The organism is Bradyrhizobium sp. 215_C5_N1_1, from assembly GCF_052075935.1.
Taxonomy (GTDB): domain Bacteria; phylum Pseudomonadota; class Alphaproteobacteria; order Rhizobiales; family Xanthobacteraceae; genus Bradyrhizobium; species Bradyrhizobium barranii.
Genome location: NZ_CP197228.1, coordinates 2,519,904 through 2,540,472, shown reverse-complemented (window position 1 = coordinate 2,540,472; position 20,569 = coordinate 2,519,904). Strand labels below are relative to the sequence as shown.

Below are 20,569 nucleotides of genomic sequence, written 5' to 3'. Positions count from 1 at the left end.
CTATACTCGCCGTCGATGCGCGGTCCAGCAAGGCACCGTGCCGGCCTCATACCGGCACATCGATCGCCACGCGATGTTCTGCAATGTCCTCACACCGCACCGATCTGCGCAAATAATTGAAATGCTGGACAAAATCAAACGTCCTGCGGCGGGCTGTCACACTTCATGCGCTCGCACAAAATCTAACACCTCCTAATCATCACTAACGGGCTTCTTGCCTGGCTCACGCCTATCCTCTGATCGTGGAAAGCACTGAGAGTTGGCCGATCGCTGCAAGCGGCGACGAGGCCAGGAGAGGACGAGCGATGTTCAATGACTTGCAAGCAGCGCATGCCTGGATCGAATTTCCCGCCAGCCGGTGTGATCGCGAGGCTTCGCACGGGATGCGAGCAATCGCGCAGGAAAACGGATGGCGCAACATCGACCGCGGCCTGAACGCGGATATCACGATTTCGCGATGGGAGGATTCTCGGGCCATCTCGTCGCACGAAGCGACGACGCCGGCGGACCGCTATTTCGTCGCCATCGCGCTGAAGACCGCTCGGGTAAAGCTGACGCGGGACCGTCAGATCATCTTCGACGGCACCATGCCCGCGGGCACGCTGTACGTCAGTGCGCCATCGAAGCTTCTCGGCGTGCAATTCCAGTCGCCCTGCGCTTTCCTGCACTTCCACATCTCCACCGATCATTTTTCGGCGGCGCGGCCGGCGACCGAGGGCCTCAACGACCTCGTCCTGCTGCGCGACCCGCTCGCAGCCGAGCTCGCCAAGGCACTGACCGAGCATGGCGATACCGCGGACCAGCAGTTCGCGCGCTGCATCGGCGAGACCCTTGCGATGCATCTGACCCGGCTCGAGCTGCCACGCTCAAAAGTCAATGCCTTGCCGAAATGGCGGCTACGCCGCGTCGAGCAATATATCGCCGATCACTTTGATCGCTGCATCAGCCTGTCAGAGCTCGCCAATGTCGCAGGCCTCTCGAGGATGCATTTCGCGGCACAGTTCCGCGCCGCGACCGGCTACCGTCCGCGCGAATATCTGCTCAATCATCGCGTCGAGCATGCGAAGACCTTGCTCACGACGACCGAGCGGCCGCTGGCGGAGATCGCGCTTGCCGTCGGCTTCAGCACCCAGGCGCATTTTTCGACCGTGTTCAAGCGCATCAGCGGCGAGTCACCGGCACGCTGGCGTCTGGCCAGCAGGGCCGTGCTGCCTGCTACGGAGGCGCTTTCGCGGCGGCGCCCTGCCGCGGACATGGACTGGATGGTCGGCGCAGCCGCGTAGTTCGTGCGGCGGCAGGCGAATTGGGATCGAGGGAACTGGAATCGAGGGACTTGGAATCAAGCGACTTGAGATCAAGGCACTTGGCATCACGCCATCTGCACTTCGACCGGTTTGCGATTTCTTTGGCGTGAGTGCCCTGCCACTCGCGCCGGCTCGAGCCCTTTTCCTCCCGGGTCTGCGAGCCACTCGGGGCCGTCCCTGCGCCCACACAGGGCGGCCCCCTTTCTTTTGTGTCTCTCGTGTCCTGGACGCGCTACGGCACGGGCACGAGAGCGCAGTATGACTCACACTCCCTCCACGTCGTCGTTGCGAGTGCATTTCGCGTAGACCGGATGGAGCGCAGCGTAATCCGGCGCCTTCGCACTACGGCGCAGCAGTCCCGGCGACGCGCCTACACCGGATCGAACGCGCGGATCGGCGGCAGATTGCCGGTGAACTTCTCCACCTCGACCGTCGTGAGCTGGCCGGTGCAGCCCTGCGCGAAGGACGAGGTGCCGATGTCGCGGGTGAGCACGTTGGGATTGCCGTGAACGCAGAGCGGCGCTTCGTCCTCGGGGTCCATCGGGTCGTACCACGCGCCGGTCGGCAATTGCACCACGCCGGCTGCGATGCCGTCGGTGACATGGACGGCGGCAAGACACGCGCCGCGCTCGTTGAACAGGCGGATGATGTCGCCGTCCTTGATTCCGCGTGCATCGGCATCGCGTGGATTCATGCGCGCGACCTCGCGGCCGCGATGCTTCGCGCCCAGCGAATGGCCGCCGAAGTCGAGCTGGCTGTGCAGGCGCGTCACCGGCTGGTTGGCGACGAGGAAGCACGGCGCGCCGGGTTTCGGCATGTCGGTCTTGTCGAGCCAGACCGGATGGCCGGGGCAATCGGCATCGCCGTGCGCAGCGATCTTGGCTGAATAGATCTCGATGCGCCCGCTCGGCGTCGGCAGCGGATGATTGGCCGGATCCTCGCGAAAGCTGCGCAGCCGGCCGCCGTCGTCGGGCTGTTGCGGCACGACCAGGCTGCCGCGCCGCCAGAATTCGTCGAAATCAGGCGCCTCGAGGCCACGCGCTTGAAGCGAGGCGCGAGTCGGCTCGTACAGATGTTCGAGCCACTGCCGCGACGTGCGCCCTTCGGTGAAAGGTTCGCGCGCACCCAGGCGCTCGGCGAGATCGGCAAAGATGTCGTAATCGTCACGCGCAAGGCCGAAGGGCTCGGCGATCTGGTGCATCGCGACCATCAGGGGATCGTTGGTCGAATAGCCGATGTCCTCGCGCTCCAGCGTCATGGTCGAGGGCAGCACGATGTCCGCGTGCCGCGCCGTCGCGGTCCAGGCGAGCTCGTGCACGACGAACGTATCGAGCTGCGCAAAAGCCTTGCGCAAGCGGTTGATGTCCTGATGGTGATGGAAGGGATTGCCGCCGGCCCAGTAGACGAGGCGGATGTCCGGATAGGTACGCGTCTCGCCATTGTAGCGATAGGTCGTGCCGGGATTGAGCAACATGTCGGCGATGCGCGCGACCGGAATGAAATCGCGCACGCCGTTGCGGCCCTGCCCCAGCGTCGGTCCCGGCACGTCGTTGACGCGGCGGCCGTAATAGCCGATCGCGCCGAGCGAATAAGCATAGCCGCCACCAGGCAGGCCGATCTGGCCGAGTGCTGCTGCGAGCACCATGCCCATCCATACCGGCTGCTCGCCATGCTCGGCGCGCTGGAGCGAATGCGAAACGGTGATCAGCGCACGCTTTCCGGCGGCGCGGCGCGCGAGCTCTCGGATCGCGTCCGCATCGACGCCGCAAATTGCGGCGGCCCATTCGGCATGCTTGGCCTGCCCGTCGCTCTCGCCATTGAGATAGCGCAGGAACACGGGCCAGCCTTCGGTGTAGCGATCGAGGAAGGCCTGGTCGTGCAGGCCTTCGCTCACAAGTGTGTGGACGATGCCGAGCATCAGGGCGGTGTCGGTGCCGGGCAGGCACGTCATCCATTCGGCGCCGGCCTCGACGGGAAGATCGTCGCGCAGCGGGCTGACTAGGATGAACGCGCAGCCGCGCCGGCGCGCGGCTTCCATGGCGCCGCGCTCGACATGCTTGCTGATCGAGCCGCCGGCCACCATGGAGTTCTTCAGCGCCATGCCGCCGAACGCCAGCACGATGTCGGTGTTCTCAGCAATCTGCTCCCAGGTGACGTTGCGCTTGGTGATGTCCTCGTAGCCCGCAAGGATCTGCGGCAGCAGCACCGAGGACGCGCCCGAGGAATAGGTATTCACCGAGCGCACATAGCCGCCCATCGCGATGTTGAGGAAGCGATGCACCTGGCTCTGGGCATGATGGAAGCGGCCCGCGCTCGACCAGCCGTAGGAGCCGCCGAACACAGCGCCCGGCCCGCGCGTGTCGCGGATGCGGCCGAGCTCGTCGCCGAGCAGATCGAGCGCCATCTCCCAGCTGACGGAGACGAACTCATCGCGGCCGCGGCGATCGTCCGGGCCGGGTCCGCGCTCGAGCCAGCCGCGGCGGATCGCCGGCTGGGCGATGCGCGCCTGATGACGCAGCGCACCGGGAAAATTGCCGATGATGCCGTTCGGATCGGGGTCGCCCGCATAGGCCCTGACCTCGAGTCCGGCTTCGCTTTGACGCGCGGAAAACACGCCCCAATGCGAGGTGTGGGGCTTGAAGCCGTCAGACAGGTCGAGGCCAGGGTCGGGAAAGCCAATCGTATCGTCCATCGTCTGATCCTTGTTCCGCGCGGCACGGGCCCAGCCGCTGCCGCGTCGATTCCGGTGGCAGTATACCGATCCGCATCCCGATGTCGTCGGGATCAGGGCCGTCGGAAACGCCGGGCTCCCGCGCGCAAGTACAGCTTGATGACCGTCCGACCGCGCGGCCAGCGGCGATTCTTCAGACAATTTATTCTTTATTTTCAATATCTTGTTGGATGACCTTCGGGACACCCCGGTCGCGAAATCTCTTCAAACGACATCGACATGGAAATGTGCGATATGCCGCCCATCCCCACAGCAGCATCGGTCTCATCATGATCCAGCGCGTCTTGCCCTACGAAGGACTCCTCCACGAGGTGGTCGAGCATAATGGCGTGCTCTACATCGGCGGGATCGTCCCCGAGGACACCAGCCTCGATATGTCGGGCCAGGCCAACGACGTCCTCGGGCAACTGGCGCGCCTGTTGAAGACGCTCGGCTCCGATCTCGCCAACGTCTTGCAGGTGACCATCTTCATGACCAACCTGAAGGAGAAGGCGGAGTTCAATGCGGCCTGGAAGGCGCACTTTGCGGAAGCTCACCTGCCGGCGCGCGCTGCGATCGGCGTGGCCGATCTCGGTCCAGGCGTCAAACTCGAGATGACGGCCATCGCGGCCCGGTAACCCCAGGCTCGAGGCGCTCACTTCCAGGCGATCGTGATCGCGCTGATGTTGGAGGCGAGCTCAAGTCCGGCCTTCGGGCCTTGCAATACGATCGTCACGCCCTTTTCGTTGCGCAGATGGGCGCCGTTGACGCCGCCGACGAGTGCGAAGCCGCCGCCGACGGAGCTATAGGTGCCGACGAAGTCGCCGACATCGCGGATGCCTGATGCCCGGCCATCAAATCTGCCGACGGTCGCACCGGCCGTGATGCCGACGCTCAAGCCGGAGACCTTGAAGGGATAGTTCCGACCGCGGTAGTTCAGCACGCCACTGCCGGTGCCGCCTCCGACCAGCAGGCCAGCCTTGACGAACCTCACCTGGACATGGCCGCTCGCTTGCGCGAACGACGGCGTGGCCGGCATCGCGAGCAGGAGGAGCGCGAGCGCGGCAAGGCCGATTGCGGTCGCGCGCCGCATGCGTTCCGGTTTATGGCTTCGCGGCATCGACCTTCTTCCAGGTCTGGTCGGGATCGAACAGCGTGGTGCGCTCGGCGATGACCGCCGTGCGGTTGCCGAGATCCTTCTGGTAGACGGTGCCGGCATGATTGACGAGAAACGTCATCACGCCGGAATTGCCGTATTCGGCGGGCCAAGCGATCAGTCCGAAGCCCCCGATCATCTTGCCCTTGACGACGTAGTTGAGCGCGCCACCGGCCGCGTCGGAACCCTGGCCTTTCAGTATTCGGAAGTAGTAGCCGTGATAAGGCGCCGGTCCCTCGCCTGTGCCTTGCTTGTAGCCTTCGGCCGAGGCCTCCGCGACCAGCGCGCCGAGCGGGCTCGGATCACTGTCGTCACGCCAGAACAGGCCGTCCTTCTTGCCGGGCGTGGAAAGGAAGCGTTGCGCGTAGACACCCGCGCCCTCGCCGCGATCCTTGTCGGCATATTCATTCTGGGCATCGACATAGGCGAGCGCGGTCTGGATCGCGTCGAGCTCGTTGCGGCCGATGCGGCGACGAAGCACCTCGATCCGCCCCTCGTCGGTGTCGAACGCCCAGCCTGTCTTGGTGTTGACCAGCGGAATCGGGAACGGGAAATCGTCCGGCCCCAGTATCAAGGTCGCGGTCTTGTTGCCCTCCGCCTTGAGGGCGTCGTACATCGACGTGAAGCGTTGACGGATGTCGTTGTCGGCGACCTCGTCACCGGACGAGACGATATCCTCGGCGGCCCTGCCGAGCACCTTCAGAATGTCGCCCGGCGCGCTTTTGACTGCGGCCGCGAGTGCGGCGGCCGCATCCTCCGGTGTCTTGTAGGATTGCTGTGCCTGTGCCGCCGAGCCAAGCATGGCGAGCGCCACCACGCCCGCCAGGATCGCCCGATGGAGCGATTTCAGGCCGATCATGGCGTCACCTCCGCAGGGATCTTCGCGCCGTCGGCTAGCCAATCGCGGTAGGTGCGGAATGTCAGGCCAAGCTTGTCATAATAGACGCGCAGATAACCATCGCTGCCGCGCGTCACGGCGTCAGGCATCACCTGCTCCACCTCCTGCGCCATCACGCCGACATAGGCCTTGTCGCTGCCGATGTAGCTGAAGCGATAATAGCCGAGGCCGTTAGAGAGATGGCCGAGCAGCGTGATGTCGTGCTTCAGCGCGATGTCGGAGCGCCGGCCACCGCCGCCACCGCCGCGGCCTCCTCCTCCGCCTCCACCACGGAAGCCGCCACCACCACCACCATGCATGGCCATTCCGCCACCGCCGCCGCGCCCGGCATAGCCCCCGCCGCCACCACCGCGCGGCATGCTCGCCATGCTGGAGCGTCCGCGCGCCGATGCTGCGGCCGCCGCCCGACCGGAGGAGACGTTCATCGCGCCGCCGCGATTGCCGTCACCGCCACGATTGGCGGCAGCGCCGCCGCCGGCACGGTTGGCAGCCTTTGCACGATCGCCGCCGCCCTTACCCGCATTCTTGCCTGCATTCTTGGCGCGATCTCCACCACCCTTGGCACGATCTCCCGCGCCAGCGCGATCGCCGCCGCCGGGCCGGTCGCCGCGATTGCCGGCACGATCGCCGCGATCACCGGCACGATCTCCTGCACGGTCACCCGGACCGCCACGATCACCGGCACGGTCGCCGGCGCGATCTCCCGCTCGATCTCCCGCACCCTGGCTCGGACGCAGCACCTGGTTGCCGTCACGGCCGCGGAAATCCATCCGATCCGACGCGCCCGCCCTCACATTGTTGTTGCCGAAGCGTTGCTGGGCGTTGGTGTTGTTGTAGCGCACGCCGCCGCGATGCGCCGGATTGTGCTGCCAGCCGTTGGCGATGTTGGTGGTGCGATGATTGACGTAGACGTTGCGGTTGCCCCAGTTGCAGCCGCCACCCCAGTAATTGCCCCAGCGCCCGATCGCCCAGGCCGTGCCGAAGGCGATACCGGCTGCGACCACGCCGGCGCCGATATAGGACGGATAGCCCCAATAATAGGGCGGATACTCCGCGTAGGGCCAGGCGCCGTAGACCGTCGCCGGATCGTAATAGGGTACGTACATCTCGGCGGGATCGGCCTGCTGGATGACGACCACCTGCTTGCCTTCCTGGCTCTGAACGCTGACCTTCTGCTGTTTGGTCGTGACCAGCTTCTTGTTGTCATAGGCCTTGTTGCGCAGGCGCTGGATCGCATCCATCACATCGGGCTGCTGGGCGAGAAAAGCGTCGCCCAGCTTCTGGGTCCATTCGAGCTTGTCGCTCATCATCGACAACACATCGGCGGTGCTCGCCAGCGCCTTGACGCTGTCGTCCCAGGCCTGCTTGTCGACCTCGGCCTTCAGCGCATCGCCCTTCAGCGTCTTGCGCTCCTTCAGCCAGCGATCGGCTTGCACGACTTCCAGCGGATAGGTCGATGCCGCCAGCACATTGGCCAGCAGCTCGTCGGGATAGAGCGCGATTGGCGCCACCAGCGCCTCGAGCTGCTCGGGTTTCAGGAGTTCGGCGCTCGGCGGAGGCGGACTTGCGGGCTGTGCCTGCGTGCTTGGCGCCGCCGGCTTGTCAGCTGTCTGCGCGGTTGCGGTGATCGGCATCGTCAGCATCAACGCAAGCGCCATCAGAATCTTGCCGCAACGAAACATACCTTCCTCCATCGAACTTTCCGGCCATCAAGATCGGGCCGCGGCATGGGCGTTTATTGATCAAGATCAACGAAGGGCTGCTTCGCCGCCGTGTTGCGGCGCGAGAGCAATGCCGCGCTGCCCGAGCACAAAACGTCTGCGCTAGTGGATGATCGGGAGCCTGATCGTGAACAGCGCGCCGCCCGACGGCTGGTTCTCGGCGGCTATGGTGCCGTGATGGGCCTCGACGATGGTCTTGACGATTGCAAGCCCCATACCCATGCCCTGAGGCTTCGTCGTGAAGAATGGAGTGAAGATGTTCGCGAGGTCGCCGACCGCAATGCCCGAACCGGTATCGGCGATCCGGATCTCGGCGTAGCTTCCGGCGCGCCCGGTCGATACGCTGACCTCGCGCTTCTTCATGTCCGCCTCGGAGACCGCATCCAACGCATTGATGATCAGGTTGAGAACGACCTGCTGCAGCTGTACGGGATCGCCCTTGACGTGCAGCTCCGCGGCGGCTGGCGCGTAAGCCAGCGTGATCCGGCGCCCGTCGGCGAGCGCCGTCACCAGGCCAATTGCTTCCCGTACCGTGTCGTTCAGTTCGGTGTCCTTGATTTCAAACGGCCGCTTCTTCAGGACGCTGCGAAGCCTGCGGATGACCTCGGACGCCCGCTGATCGTCGCGCCTGATGTCAGCTAGAATCTGGCGGATCTCGTTGATGTCGGGTGAAGTGGCTTTGAGCATGAGCTCCGCCGTCTCGGCATTGGTCAGAATGGAGCCGAGCGGCTGGTTCAGCTCGTGGGCAATCGACGTCGTCAACTCGCCGACGGCCGAGTACCGGTTGGCGTGGGCGAGTTCGGCCAGGCGCTGTCGCGACTCGATCTCGGCCAATTGACGGCGATGGCGCTCGTTCAGAAGCCCGCCGATGAAGCCGGCCTGTATCAAAATCACGGCCGTGATCAGCAGCATCTGCCAGCGATAGCGATCCCAGACGGTCGACTCACGAAACAGGATTTCGCTCCCCGGCGGCAGACTGGTCTCGCTGATCCCCCAGCGCTGCAACTCCCGCCAATCATATTTCGGCGGCCCGAATCCGATCGGCTCGTATTTGATGCGGGTCGGCTTCTCGCCACCGAGGACGAGGATCGCGGCACTGACGGTCTTCGAACTGGTTTCGGCGACGGAGTGCATGGGACCGCCGACGCTGGCGTCGCCGAAGAAAGGCTCCTGATACGAGAAGATCGGCGCGTTCGCGACAGCATGCAGCCTGTGCAGGGCGATATCACCCTCGTGGACATTGCCGGCGGCATCGACCAACATCAGCCCCCAGAACAGCGCGGAATGAGGCGGAAGCGCCGATGCGCGCTTCAGGATCTCCTCAAACGGCAGGTCGGAGTACCAGACGAGGTCGAGCCGGCCTTCCAGCGGTTTCAACTCCCGCTTCACCTCGTCCATCCAGAATTTCTCGAGGGGCGAGGCACCGACCACAATGGCAACCGTTTTGGTATCGGGCAAGAGCTTGAGAATGTTCTCGAAGGCCGCCACGAAATCATTGCGGACGGACACGACCACGTCATTCTCGGTGAGATCCGGGCGGTTCACCAGCCGTTGTTCGACCACGGTCAGCACCGTCGGCGCTTCCGGAAAGAGCTTCGCACGGTATCTCTGCACGAACCGCGCCGCGGGTGCGCCGATGCTCAGCACGATGTCGGGCGGCTTGCCCTGGTAGAGCGAACTGAGATATTCGACGAAGGGCGCTTCCGGGCCCGGATTGTTGAAGCGCGCGCTGAGCAGCGTGTGCTCCTGGACGTCGAGCGGCCAGGGCGATTGCCGCCCGAGTTCGGCCTTGATGCTCCGCGCATATTCACTCCAGGGGCGAAACTCGCGCCCGAAGGAATGCAGGATCAGCACGCGCTTTGGCTCGCTGCGCGCAGCCGAGCCGGGCTCAGCGGCTCGCGCGGGCCCAGACAGCATGCACGCGGCGAGCAACAGGCCGAGACCCAACAGCGTGGTCGCAACCAGCCACTGCTTGACCGACGCCCTGGTCATGCGCCCGCTCCCCTCCGCCTCGGCCGCGCTCCGGCGCCTCCGGACCACAATTCTAGCGAGAACTGGGCCGCTTCGACAGTGCCGAGGACGCGGTCAAGCTGCACGCAGGACGGTCCGTTCGCGAAACAATTCGACCTGGGACCTCAGTGCCCACTCAGCACCAGCGTCTTGATCGGCAGCAGCAGCGCCTGGATGCGCAGCAGCATCGCATGCACCAGCCCGACGCCGTCGACGACATGCAAGGCAATGGCGCGGCCGGTGCTGGTCTCCTTCGCCGAGATCTCCTCGTGATTGCTGGTATAGGCGTTGACGATGCAGCTGCTGCCCGGCGTCACGCCTTCAAGTCCACCTTTATAGAGTGGCTCCATGAAAGCCAGGATCGTGCCAGGTTGCGCGACATTCTGCGCCTCGATGAGCAGCTCTCCGCTTCGGAACTGTCCGGCCGCGATGTAGTCCTGCACACTGGTGATAACCATCGGAATGATGACCCACGGCTTCGATATGCAGGTCGCTTCCGCCACCATGCCGACTTGCAAAACCTGAGCCTCGATCTGACCAAAGCCCGCCTGTAGACCCCGCCGGCCGGCGCCCTCCGGCACGAGCACGCCCGCCGGTCGCATCAACTGATTGACCACGTCGCCGACGCGGACCAGGAATTGCTCCACGCGACCGTCAACACCGGCTCGGACAAAAGTCTTGTCCAGATCCACCTGCGCCTCGGCTAGCGCCGCTTCGGCACTGGCCTTCTCGGCCGGCAGGAGCGTCGACACGCGCAAGGCCGCCGACTGCCTGGAAGCCGTGGCCGCGTCGACCCCCGCCTGCCGCTGATTGACGAGCACCTGCAGCTTTTCGATGTCGCGCTGCGGCACGATGCCGGGATTGCGACGCTGCAACTCGGACTTGACGTCGAGTTCATCCTTGGCCTGCTGAAGGTTGGCCTTGGCTTCCTCGATCTGCGCGTCGGCCTTGACCACGTCGGATTCCGCGGTCGTCAGGGACGCATCAACCTCGGCGACCTTCCGCCTGGCGGTTTCCAGAGCCGCGCGTTGCTTCAAGCCGTCCAGCCTGAACAGCACGTCGCCCTTCTTCACCGCCTCGCTGTAGCCGATATTGACTTCCGCGACCCGGCCAGAGCCCTCGGGCAGGATCGGCACGGTACGGTAATAGAGCGTCGCCGAGGTCGTTGACGGGTGAAAGTAGAAGATCATGGTGATGAGCGACACCGTGAGCATCAGGCAGCCGGTGATGCCCCATCGCAGCTCGTACCAGATGGAAAAGAACGTGATCTCCTTGCCGAAGCGCTTGCCCTGCGCATAGCGGCGGTAGAGATAGTCGGGCAGGATGGTCAGAAGGGAGCAGAACATGAGCTCAAACATGGCTGCGCTCCTTCTCCTTGGGGACTGACTTCTCTGCCGGTGGGGGGCTCGGTTGCTCGGGTTCGCGCCCGTCGCCCGGAGCGGCGTCAGCGATCCTCTCGACGGAGCCGGCAATGCTGCGCAGCGGCGTGCCGAAATCGGGCAGGTCGATCATCGCGAGCAGCAGGCCTGCCACCCAGAAAATGTGCAAGTGCGTAAAGAGCGAGATGATGCCCAGCACCGCCACGATCTCGAATTGCAGCTTCTGCGACTTGTGCGCCATGCGCTCGGGCAGGCTGTGCAGCTTCCAATAGAGCGTGCCCACCCAGAGCACGGTGCCGATCAGGAAGATCCCCATCACCACCATCAGCGGGTCCACCCCGCTTCCCGGCGCGAGATAGAACGGCAGATGATGCGGGGCCATCGGATGAAGTTGCTCGCTCAACGTTCTCTCCTCGACAGGCGCGTTTCCACTTGAATGCGTCGAATGCAGTGTCGGTATCGGGTGGCGCAATTGCTTGATTTGGATCAACGGGCCTGGAACGGCCCCACCTAGCCTCGCCTGAAAGTTGACGTGCAACAACAGGAGCCGCCTGCCATGCCCGGCATCGATGATCTCATCCCCAGCGCCACGCAGATCCGCAAGGAAGCAGCCCTCAAGGAGGCAGCGAAGGCCGACGAATATGCGCGCCTTGCCGCCGCCGCCGAAGCCGAGAAACACGCCCTCATTGAACGCCTCAGCAAGCCTTCTGGCAAGACCGAGGACGAGAAGATCAAGCTCGCCTCGACGATCATCCAGCGTGCGGTGCGGAACGGCTTGACCGAGGTTCAGGTCTATCGCTTCCCCAACACGCTGTGCACCGACAAGGGCCGCGCTATCAATCAGATGGAAGCGGGCTGGGAGAACACCCTGACCGGAATTCCGAAGGAAATCTTCCAGCTCTGGAGCGATTACCTGAAACCGCGCGGCTATCGCATCGCGTATCAGATCATCGATTTTCCAGGCGGTGTTCCCGGCGACATCGGCGTGACCATTTCCTGGGGTGATTGAGCATGGCCAAGGACGCGCCCGTGGAGCGGATGAAGCGGAAGGACTATGAGAAGGAGCTCGAAAAACTCCAGGTCGAGTTGTGTCACCTTCAGGAATGGGTCAGAGCCCAGAAACTGAAGGTGATCATCATCTTCGAGGGGCGCGACGCGGCCGGCAAGGGCGGGACCATCAAGGCGCTGACCGAAAAGGTGAGTCCGCGCGTGTTCCGTGTCTGCGCCCTGCCCGCGCCCTCCGACCGGCAGAAATCCCAGCTGTTCCTGCAGCGCTATATCGAGCAATTCCCGGCCGGCGGTGAGATCGTGATTTTCGACCGCAGCTGGTACAACCGCGCCGGCGTTGAATACGTCATGGGCTTCTGCTCGCCGACCGAACACAAGCGCTTCCTGGAATTGTGTCCGCTGGTCGAGAAATTCGCCGTGGACGCCGGCATCGTCCTGATCAAGCTCTGGCTCGAGGTCGGGATGGAGGAGCAGGAGCTCCGCTTCAAGGCGCGTATCGAGGATCCGCTGCGGCAGTGGAAGCTGAGCCCGATGGACACCGAGTCGTTCGGGCGCTGGTACGATTACTCGCGCGCGCGTGACATGATGTTCGAGGCGACCGACACGAAGCATGCACCGTGGCGACTGATCCGCTCCGACGACAAGCGGCGAGCGCGGCTCAACGTTATCTCGCACATCCTGAGAACTATCCCTTACAAGGAAGTCAAGCGGGAGAAGGTCAAGCTTCCGCCACGGTCCCACAAGGGACGTTACAACGACCAGGCAAGCCTGCGCGGCCTGAAGTTCGTCGAGGAACGCTACTGAAACGCGAAACGGGCTGCGATGACGCAGCCCGTTTAGCTTGAGCGCCCTCCCGGGCCTATTTCAGCCGGATCGTGACGCCGCCAACCGCAGCCGATACTTCCGCGCCGACCTTCGGCCCGCTGAGCTGGAGGATGACGCCATTGCCGTTCTGCAACTGAACGGCTCCGGCGCCCGCGGCAACCGCGCCGCCCGCGCCGCCCGCCGCGTAGGAGCCTTCGATCGACTCCGGCCCCCTCAGATTGAGTGCGCGCCCGACGAGCTTGGTGGTCGAGGCGCCGATCGTGAAGCCGACGCTCATGCCTGAGACGGTGAAGGGATATTTCTTGCCCCGGTACAGCAGAACGCCCTCGCCGCCACCGACGCCGACGATGAACCCGCCCTTGGTGAAGACCACGGCAACCTGGCCGGTGTCGGCACGCGATGACGTACTGAAACCGGCGACGCCCGCGAGCGAGACGGCCAAGGCGGCATAGATGGCGACTTTTCTCATGTCTCACGTTCTCCTCTTGTTATGACGTCGAGCTATTAGGCCAGGATCATCGCAAAGTAACCGAACACGGTGAGCAGGATGCCCGACACCGCGTAGCCGACCGGAAATCCGATCCAGGGCACGGAGCTCTGGATCTCCACCGCGGCCTCGCGGCACGGGCCGGAGTGCGACCGCGCACCGGCAACGCCGCCCATCAGCACGGCCGGGTTGATCTTGAAGACGTGATAGCCGATCGCCCAGACGATGAACGGCGGGATCGTGCAGGCGATGAAGCCGGCGACGAAGATCTTCAAGGCAACGGCACCGGTAAGCTGCGCCAGCAATCCGGCACCGGCATTGACACCGACGATGGCGACGAAGACCACGAGACCGAGGTCCTCCAGCACGTTGCGCGCCGCGTTCGGCGTATTGCCGAAGAAGCGCAGCCGCGAGACCAGCGACGACACGATCACGCCCGACAGCAACAGACCGCCGGCATTGCCGAGACCGATCTTGGCACCGAAGGCCGGAAATTCGATCATGCCAATCAAGAAACCGAGGATCATGCCCGCGGCCAGCGTCAGCAGGTCGGTCGACGTATTGGTCCGCGCGATGCGTCCCCACATCTCGCCGAGTTCGTTGACGGCCGACTTGAGGCCGACTACCGAGACGATGTCCATCCGCTGCAGCTCGGTCTTGAGACCGGCGGCAAGTGGTACACCACCACGCTCGACCTTGGTGACCTGCAACTGGCCGGCGATCGCCGTGTCGCGGAAGGATTCAAAGGTGCGTCCGACCATCTCCTTGTTGGTGACGAGGATGTCGGCCTGATCCATGGGAATGCCCAGCGCCGTGGTGTCGGCAACCTCGGGGCCGATCAGGCCCATCTTGTCGGTGAGATGCTCCGTCGAGCCGCCGAGCGCGACGACGTCGCCCTTCTGCAGCACGAACGCAGGATCGGCTCCCTGCGGCTCGCCGCCGCGCGCCACGTTGACGATCCGGTACTCCGGATGGATCGAGCGGAATTTGGCGATGCTCATGCCGACCTGCGTCGGATTTTCCAGCCGATAGGCACGCAGACCGAACTGCCGATAACCGGTCAGGCCGCCGCCCTCGAGATCCTTGACGCCAAACTCCTTCTCGTACTGCCTGGCCGCCGCCTTGGCATCGACGCCCCACCACCGCGGCAGGTACTTGCAGATCAGGATGATGCCGACGGTACCCCAGATGTAGGTGATGCCGTAGGACAGCGCGATCATGCCCGACGCATCCTCGGGCTTCATGCCTTCAGGAAGCTTGACGACGCCCGAGGTGATCGCCTGCTCGGCCGAGCCGATTGCGGCCGACATGGTCTGCGACCCCGCCAGCATGCCGCCAGCCGCGCCGATCGGAAGCGCGAAGAGTCTTGAACAGATGACGACGAGCGCCAGACCAAGGACGCTGGACACCAGCGCCAAGATGCAGAACTTGAGGCCATCGCCCTTCAGGCTGTTGATGAAGGACGGCCCCACGCGCAGGCCGACGCCGTACATGAAGAGGTAATAGAACAAGCTCTTTGCAAAGTTGTTGAGCTCGAGCTTCACGCCGTAGGTCGAGGCCCACACCGCCAGCCCGGCGCCGACCACGATGGCGCCGGCGACCATGCCGAGGCCGTAGCCCTTGATGCTGGCCCGGCCGATCCAGACGGCAAGGCCAACGACGAAGAACAGCAGCAGAAACGGGTTCTGCTGCAAGAACGTGAAAAAGCCTTGCATGACCGTCCCCTGTTATGATGCGGCCTTCAGCTTCGGCGTGGCGCCCGGCTTGGGCCGGCCGATCTTCGCCAAGGCTTCGGTGCGTACGAGCTTCAAGCCTTCCTTGGCGTCGTAGCCGTGGATTTCCTTCACATCGAGCTTGCGCATGAAGTCGATGGTTTCCTGGGTGATGACCTGGCCCGGCACCATGATCGGGAAGCCCGGCGGATACGGGATCACGAAACTGGCCGAGACGAGATCGGGGCCGGCCTTCAGGCGGCGGTCGATCTCGGGATCGCCGAGCCGGATATATTCGCATCCGGCTGCGTCATAGGCCGAGTAGAAGCCGCTGCGGATATCGCCCTCGTTGGTCTTGGTGCCGGCATCGCCGCGGAAACTATCGTGGAAATGCGAGAAGTTCGGCAGGTCGGGCACGTCGGTCATCAGGCTCTTGACCCGCGCCTCGAATGTCTTCTTCGCATTGGCGCCACCCTGGACAAGTCCGCGGTCGACCTCGCCCGCGATCTCGGCCAGCACCCTCACCAGATGCGCGACGTCGCTGCGGGTGTTGTTGATGTTGGACTGGAACAACACCGAGTTGCGCGAGGTCTTGTTGATCTGGATGTTGTACTCGTTCGCCAGGATGCCCTTGAACTGCGTGCCGTCGTAACCGGCGGTGCCGCACACCAGCGTCATCCGGGTCGGATCGAGGCAGAACTCGTCGTCGTCCAGACTCTTCAGGATGTTCGCCCAGTTCGTGCCGGCCGCGAGATAGTCGGTGAAGCCGCTCTGGCGGTATTGCGCGGGTACCATCGCGTCCGCACCAAGGATGCGGAAATATTTCGAGATCAGGGGATTGTTGTTGACCGCATTACGGATAGCGAACGCGATCTCCATCGCATTGGCCACGAGACCATAGCCCTCGAGCTCCATCTGGCGCCGCGACACGTCGAGGCTCGCGATGAGCTGCTGGTTCGGGCTGGTCGATGCGTGCGTGAACACCGCCTCCTTGAACTGCTGCTCGACCGTATGGAATTCGACGTCCTTGACCGACAGCATCGAGCCCTGCCGGATCGCCGACATCGACTTGTGGGTCGAGTTGGTCTGGTAGACGCGCAGGCGGATCTGACGCGGATCGGGAATCAGCCGGGTCTTGAGCAGCACCTCGTTCGACGGGTTCTTGCCGAGCTCGGCCTGCTGCTTCTCGTAGGCCGTGACCGATTTCGGGTCGTGCATCCAGGCCTCGATCTCATTGGCGGCACCCATCGCGGTCCGCCGCCGCAGGTATGGCGAGAAGCGTGCAAAGCCGAACCAGGCTTCATCCCAGAGGAAGATCAGGTCGGGCTTGATCGCGAGGCATTCCTCCATCACCCGGCGGGTGTTGTAGATGTGACCGTCGAAAGTGCAGTTGGTCAGGTCGAGCATCTTGACGCGGTCGAGCCGGCCATCCGCCTTCGCATTCAGCAGGGCCTGCTTGACCGTCTTCAGCGGCACCGCGCCATACATCGAATATGCCGTCATCGGGAACGCTTCGACATAGATCGGCTGGGCGCCGGCCAGCACCATGCCGTAATGGTGCGACTTGTGGCAGTTGCGATCGACGATCGCGATGTCGCCGGGCGCGAGCAGCGCCTGCACCGCCATCTTGTTCGAGGTCGAGGTACCGTTGGTGACGAAGAACACGCGATCCGCGCCGAGCGCACGCGCCGCCTTGTCCTGCGCCTTCTTGATGTTGCCGGTCGGCTCCAGCAGGCTGTCGAGGCCGCCGGTGGTCGCGCTGCTCTCGGCCAGGAACAGGTTCAAGCCGTAGAACTCGCCCATATCGCGGATCCAGTCCGACTTGAAAACCGATTTGCCGCGCGCGATCGGCAGCGCATGGAACGTCCCGATCGGACGCTGCGCATACTTCTTGAGATTGTCGAAGAACGGTGTGTCGAAGCGGTCCTGGATGCCTTCGAGGATAGACAGATGGAGCTCCAGGAGTTCCTCGATCGAATAGAATATCCGCCGGACCACACTGGCTTCGGGGTCCCCCGCCATCGCCTCGACGTCGCGATTGGACATCAGATAGAGGTCAAGCTCGGGACGCACCCGCTTGATGATATGCGCGAGCCGCAGTGCGGACGCATCCGATTCGTCATTAAGGCCCGCGGTGGCGGTCATGGTGCGCAAGATCGGCGCGTCGTGTCGCGATCGCAGAGTGAAGCCTTCGTTGATGACGACGGCTGCGATGTTGGGGTTGAGCATCGTGGCGCAGAATGCGTCTTCGAGGCTGCCGACGATGACCGGCTCATAGACGAAGGAATCGACCGGACGCCGCAGCTTGCGCCATTCATTGACGAGCGCGGGCCATTTGCCGGACGAGAGGCCGGTGACAATCAGGGTTTCGAAGTAGGGGCGATGTGCGGTGTGCTGCCCGAACACCTGCGGCACCAGATCGGAGGCGTCACCATTATCCTCGTCATTCACATTCCAGTCGCCGGCATGCTGGCGGAAGGACCTCGTCGTCAGGGCCTGCGTCAGCCGTGTCGCAAGGGCGAGCGACGTTGCCGCATCGCCAGTGGCGGCCGCTTCCCGCAGAGCCCCCATCAGTTGCAGCCCGGGATAGCCGTGAAACTCTTCCGTCACGGAGAGATCGGCCAGCGCGGCATCGTATTTCGCACGATCGCCGCCGCGCGCCCAAACCTTTGCGGCTTCCACGAGATCGCGCCAGTCGTCCGCCCGTCCACCGGGGCCAGACAGGAACTGATCGATGCGCTTCTGCGCGGGCTTGGCGTCTTTGGACATGTTTCACTCCCGATCCATATCAAGCCGTAGGGCATGAGTGATGCCGGATCGTGAGTGCAGCGCCGCTTGCTCCATTGATCCAAGTCAACGGTCGCGCGATATGCCGGGGCCGGGAGCATGGCCGGCGACGCCTCTTTGCAACGCAATAGGCCATCGCTGACCGATTGGAGGGCAGCTGAGAGATCAGACCGTTCCTCGGGCATCGTTGGGCTGAGCATCGCCAAGAACGCTGTCCAGCGACCGCAGCCAGTCGCCGCTGTCGGTCTTCTCCGCCAGCCCCTCCGCCCGCAACAGATCGCGCAGCTGCGCATGCGCACCGACGATGCAGAAGGCGATATGCCGGGAGGCGAGCTCGTCGTAAAGGTCGCGTAACATGCCCGCGCCGGCCAGATCGATGTAGGGCGATGCGGAGAGGTCGCAGATTACCAGCTTGATATCGACCGATCTGAGCAAGGCGTCCAAAACTGCCTCCCTGATCGTTTCGGCATTGATGTAGAGCAGCGAGGCTTCGGGCCGGAACGCGATGACGCCGACGAGCGGCTCGACACCCTCATGCCGCGCATTGTCGGAATAGCGGCCGCTACCCGGGAGCCGGCCGAGGAACGCCACATTCGGACGTGAGGCGCGCGCCAGCAGCAGCACGATCGACGCGATGGCCGCCAGCAGGACGCCTTGCAGGATTCCCAGGAGCAGGACGGACACCAGGGCAATCGCCGCAGCATAGAAATCGATCCGGCTGACATGCCACATCCGCAGCAGCGCACGGACGTCGACCAGCCTGTAGACCGCGGCAAAGACGATGGCCGCCAGCACCGCCTTGGGCAGATTCGTCAGCAGCCCCGTGAAGAACAGCAGGCACAGTGCGAGCGTCGCCGAGCAGATCACCAGCGCCAACGGCGTGCGCGCGCCCGCATTGTCGTTGACGGCGGATTGCGACAGGCCGCCGGCGACGGGATAGCCGTGGCCGAAGGCGGCGACCAGGTTCGCCGCCCCCAGCCCCAAAAACTCCTGCCGGACATCCAGAGCATAGCCGTGCTTGGCGGCAAAGCTGCGAGCCGCAGAGACACCCTCTATATAGGCCAGCAGAACGCATCCCGCGGCCAACGGGAAAAGTTCGTCGGGCTCGAGCAGACCAAACCTGGGTATTCCAATCGCCGGCAACCCTTCGGGGATCGTCCCGGTGACCGGCACCCCGAGGGACGCAAGGCCAAGCAGCGTCGCAAACACGATCGACAGCGCCATGATCGTGAGTCCGACCGGCTTTCCCGGCAGACGCCGTTCTCCGAGCAGCAGGAGCAGCAGCGCGATCGCCCCGATCGCCAGAACGAGCGGCTTCGTGTCGCCGAGCTGACCACTGAGCTTGATGGCGCGATCGAAGAAATTGTGACCGCCTCCGGCGACGCCGAACAAGCTCGGCAACTGGCTCATGATGATGGTGAGCCCGGCGCCGGCCTTGAAACCGACCAATATGCTGTCGCTGACCAGGCGAACGAGAACGCTGAGCTTGAACAGCCAGGAGATCAGGCACAACAGCGCCACCGCGCAGGCGGCAAGGCTCGCGATCTCGCCATATTTCGCCGCGTCTCCGCCGGCCAGCGCCCCGACCGTGGCCGCAATCATCAGCGAGATCGCAGAGGTCGGACCGACCGCAAGCTGGCGCGACGACCCGAGCAGCGCGTAGCCGATCCCGCCAAGCATATAGCCATAGATGCCGATCTGCGGCGGCAATCCGGCCAGCGTCGCGTAGGCGAGCGACACCGGAATGGCGTAGGCCGCGAGCGTGATGCCGGCGATGGCATCCGGACGCAGCCAGGCGCTGCGATAGTCCGCGAGCCAGGTCGCCGGCGGAAAGAACCGCGATATCCGCCCGAACGCGTTCATATGCGGGCCTCGGCGCGGCGGGCTTCACAGCCCAGGAGCACGGTCAGGAGAGCGATCACGGGGACACCAAGCGCCAGATTTGGAATCTGCTTGGTCGCGAAGGCACCGACGGCGGCCCCGAGGCCGAAAGTGCCGCATAGTGCGGCAAAAATACCAGAGCGCCGAAACGAACCGCCTCCGGATACCGCGGCGAATACGCCTTCAATTGCCTGCCGCATGTTTCCGGTGATCATCACCGAGCTGTAGGCCACACCTTCGACCCTGGTGAAGACCGCGGTCTGCATGGCGGCGACGAACGAGATGCCCAGCGTGCCGGCGAGGTCCGGCAGGCGATTGTGCAAGATGCCGATGGCAATCAGCAGCAGGATTTCGATCAACGTGCTGATGGGGCTGGCACGGTCTCCGGTCGCGCGGCGAAGCCACGCTGCGACCACGATACCGACCGCAAAAGCGAGGATCGGTGGGACAAAATGCAGCGCTTCCGGCCAGATGCCGATCGAACCATAGACCCAAAGCAGAACCAGATTGGCCGTCTGCGCGTTGGCCATCACGCCGTGGATGATCCAGGTGTAGGCATCGAGATAGCCGCCGGCGAAGGCGAGCAACAACGCAATTTGCACCGTCTCGTCGCGGCGTATCGACGAAGCAGCGGCGATATCCATCGTGCTCATGTCCGAAACATCGGCTCTCCCAACTCCTGCATGGGTCC

Annotated in this window: 16 protein-coding genes; 4 read left to right on the top strand and 12 right to left on the bottom strand. The window is 64.1% G+C overall.

All coding sequences use genetic code 11. From position 1 onward, the window contains the following. The first annotated feature begins 305 nt into the window (after positions 1-305). Positions 306-1,283, top strand: coding sequence for a helix-turn-helix domain-containing protein (locus AB7G19_RS11775; RefSeq protein ID WP_283017288.1), 978 nt, complete (start codon positions 306-308; stop codon positions 1,281-1,283). A gap of 391 nt (positions 1,284-1,674) precedes the next feature. Here the strand turns inward: AB7G19_RS11775 and AB7G19_RS11770 are convergent, their stop codons facing one another. Next, the gene (locus AB7G19_RS11770; RefSeq protein WP_354096541.1) at positions 1,675-3,996 is read right to left on the bottom strand and encodes a molybdopterin guanine dinucleotide-containing S/N-oxide reductase; all 2,322 of its coding nucleotides are present in this window, start codon (positions 3,994-3,996) and stop codon (positions 1,675-1,677) included. 308 nt (positions 3,997-4,304) lie between these two features. Here AB7G19_RS11770 and AB7G19_RS11765 point away from each other — a divergent pair, with 308 nt between their 5' ends. Next, positions 4,305-4,652 carry a RidA family protein gene (locus tag AB7G19_RS11765; RefSeq protein WP_039157651.1) on the top strand — a complete coding sequence of 116 codons (348 nt, stop codon included), beginning with the start codon at positions 4,305-4,307 and terminating at the stop codon, positions 4,650-4,652. A 17-nt stretch (positions 4,653-4,669) separates the two neighbouring features. On the opposite strand, the gene AB7G19_RS11760 is transcribed toward AB7G19_RS11765, so the two are convergent. The 6 genes from AB7G19_RS11760 to AB7G19_RS11735 form a co-directional block, all read right to left on the bottom strand. Further along, positions 4,670-5,134, bottom strand: a complete 465-nt coding sequence (locus AB7G19_RS11760; RefSeq protein ID WP_063981868.1) for a hypothetical protein — start codon at positions 5,132-5,134, stop codon at positions 4,670-4,672. Further along, positions 5,118-6,029 (bottom strand): DUF2950 domain-containing protein, encoded by a 912-nt coding sequence (locus tag AB7G19_RS11755; RefSeq protein ID WP_441267834.1) that lies wholly within the window; start codon positions 6,027-6,029, stop codon positions 5,118-5,120. The genes AB7G19_RS11760 and AB7G19_RS11755 overlap by 17 nt, the downstream gene beginning before the upstream one ends. Then, positions 6,026-7,750: a DUF3300 domain-containing protein gene (locus tag AB7G19_RS11750; RefSeq protein ID WP_283018917.1), complete on the bottom strand. Its 1,725-nt coding sequence runs from the start codon at positions 7,748-7,750 to the stop codon at positions 6,026-6,028. Before AB7G19_RS11750 ends, AB7G19_RS11755 begins: the two co-directional genes overlap by 4 nt. Before the next feature lie 141 nt (positions 7,751-7,891). Beyond that, a complete protein-coding gene (locus AB7G19_RS11745; protein ID WP_283017291.1) occupies positions 7,892-9,781 on the bottom strand; it encodes a sensor histidine kinase in 1,890 nt (629 codons plus the stop codon). 143 nt (positions 9,782-9,924) lie between these two features. Continuing rightward, positions 9,925-11,157 carry an HlyD family secretion protein gene (locus AB7G19_RS11740; protein ID WP_283017292.1) on the bottom strand — a complete coding sequence of 411 codons (1,233 nt, stop codon included), beginning with the start codon at positions 11,155-11,157 and terminating at the stop codon, positions 9,925-9,927. After that, on the bottom strand, positions 11,150-11,560 hold the full coding sequence (locus AB7G19_RS11735) for a hypothetical protein (RefSeq protein WP_063981864.1): 411 nt from the start codon (positions 11,558-11,560) through the stop codon (positions 11,150-11,152). The genes AB7G19_RS11740 and AB7G19_RS11735 overlap by 8 nt, the downstream gene beginning before the upstream one ends. A 174-nt stretch (positions 11,561-11,734) precedes the next feature. On the opposite strand from AB7G19_RS11735, the gene AB7G19_RS11730 reads away from it, so the two are divergent. Both AB7G19_RS11730 and ppk2 read left to right on the top strand, forming a co-directional pair. After that, on the top strand, positions 11,735-12,187 hold the full coding sequence (locus tag AB7G19_RS11730; protein WP_028149181.1) for a hypothetical protein: 453 nt from the start codon (positions 11,735-11,737) through the stop codon (positions 12,185-12,187). A 2-nt stretch (positions 12,188-12,189) separates the two neighbouring features. Continuing rightward, positions 12,190-12,990, top strand: coding sequence for a polyphosphate kinase 2 (gene ppk2, locus AB7G19_RS11725; protein WP_231142794.1), 801 nt, complete (start codon positions 12,190-12,192; stop codon positions 12,988-12,990). 55 nt (positions 12,991-13,045) lie between these two features. Here ppk2 and AB7G19_RS11720 read toward each other — a convergent pair whose 3' ends face one another. From AB7G19_RS11720 to AB7G19_RS11700, 5 genes are all read right to left on the bottom strand, one after another. After that, positions 13,046-13,480, bottom strand: coding sequence for a hypothetical protein (locus AB7G19_RS11720; RefSeq protein ID WP_063981862.1), 435 nt, complete (start codon positions 13,478-13,480; stop codon positions 13,046-13,048). Between the two features lie 35 nt (positions 13,481-13,515). Further along, positions 13,516-15,213 carry an aspartate:alanine exchanger family transporter gene (locus AB7G19_RS11715; RefSeq protein WP_063981861.1) on the bottom strand — a complete coding sequence of 566 codons (1,698 nt, stop codon included), beginning with the start codon at positions 15,211-15,213 and terminating at the stop codon, positions 13,516-13,518. 12 nt (positions 15,214-15,225) lie between these two features. Beyond that, positions 15,226-17,979, bottom strand: a complete 2,754-nt coding sequence (locus AB7G19_RS11710) for a decarboxylase (RefSeq protein WP_283017293.1) — start codon at positions 17,977-17,979, stop codon at positions 15,226-15,228. Positions 17,980-18,162: 183 nt separating this feature from the next. After that, positions 18,163-19,860, bottom strand: coding sequence for a SulP family inorganic anion transporter (locus AB7G19_RS11705; protein ID WP_231142797.1), 1,698 nt, complete (start codon positions 19,858-19,860; stop codon positions 18,163-18,165). Further along, entirely contained in the window at positions 19,857-20,531 is a 675-nt protein-coding gene (locus AB7G19_RS11700) for a YoaK family protein (protein ID WP_231142798.1), read from the bottom strand. The genes AB7G19_RS11705 and AB7G19_RS11700 overlap by 4 nt, the downstream gene beginning before the upstream one ends. Positions 20,532-20,569 lie beyond the last annotated feature (38 nt).

Excerpts from the sequence above, each read along its gene's own strand:
- AB7G19_RS11775 (WP_283017288.1), top strand. The coding sequence starts at position 306 with ATGTTCAATGACTTGCAAGCAGCGCATGCCTGGATCGAATTTCCCGCC.
- AB7G19_RS11770 (WP_354096541.1), bottom strand. The coding sequence starts at position 3,996 with ATGGACGATACGATTGGCTTTCCCGACCCTGGCCTCGACCTGTCTGAC.
- AB7G19_RS11765 (WP_039157651.1), top strand. The coding sequence starts at position 4,305 with ATGATCCAGCGCGTCTTGCCCTACGAAGGACTCCTCCACGAGGTGGTC.
- AB7G19_RS11760 (WP_063981868.1), bottom strand. The coding sequence starts at position 5,134 with ATGCCGCGAAGCCATAAACCGGAACGCATGCGGCGCGCGACCGCAATC.
- AB7G19_RS11755 (WP_441267834.1), bottom strand. The coding sequence starts at position 6,029 with ATGATCGGCCTGAAATCGCTCCATCGGGCGATCCTGGCGGGCGTGGTG.
- AB7G19_RS11750 (WP_283018917.1), bottom strand. The coding sequence starts at position 7,750 with ATGTTTCGTTGCGGCAAGATTCTGATGGCGCTTGCGTTGATGCTGACG.
- AB7G19_RS11745 (WP_283017291.1), bottom strand. The coding sequence starts at position 9,781 with ATGACCAGGGCGTCGGTCAAGCAGTGGCTGGTTGCGACCACGCTGTTG.
- AB7G19_RS11740 (WP_283017292.1), bottom strand. The coding sequence starts at position 11,157 with ATGTTTGAGCTCATGTTCTGCTCCCTTCTGACCATCCTGCCCGACTAT.
- AB7G19_RS11735 (WP_063981864.1), bottom strand. The coding sequence starts at position 11,560 with ATGGCCCCGCATCATCTGCCGTTCTATCTCGCGCCGGGAAGCGGGGTG.
- AB7G19_RS11730 (WP_028149181.1), top strand. The coding sequence starts at position 11,735 with ATGCCCGGCATCGATGATCTCATCCCCAGCGCCACGCAGATCCGCAAG.
- ppk2 (WP_231142794.1), top strand. The coding sequence starts at position 12,190 with ATGGCCAAGGACGCGCCCGTGGAGCGGATGAAGCGGAAGGACTATGAG.
- AB7G19_RS11720 (WP_063981862.1), bottom strand. The coding sequence starts at position 13,480 with ATGAGAAAAGTCGCCATCTATGCCGCCTTGGCCGTCTCGCTCGCGGGC.
- AB7G19_RS11715 (WP_063981861.1), bottom strand. The coding sequence starts at position 15,213 with ATGCAAGGCTTTTTCACGTTCTTGCAGCAGAACCCGTTTCTGCTGCTG.
- AB7G19_RS11710 (WP_283017293.1), bottom strand. The coding sequence starts at position 17,979 with ATGTCCAAAGACGCCAAGCCCGCGCAGAAGCGCATCGATCAGTTCCTG.
- AB7G19_RS11705 (WP_231142797.1), bottom strand. The coding sequence starts at position 19,860 with ATGAACGCGTTCGGGCGGATATCGCGGTTCTTTCCGCCGGCGACCTGG.
- AB7G19_RS11700 (WP_231142798.1), bottom strand. The coding sequence starts at position 20,531 with ATGAGCACGATGGATATCGCCGCTGCTTCGTCGATACGCCGCGACGAG.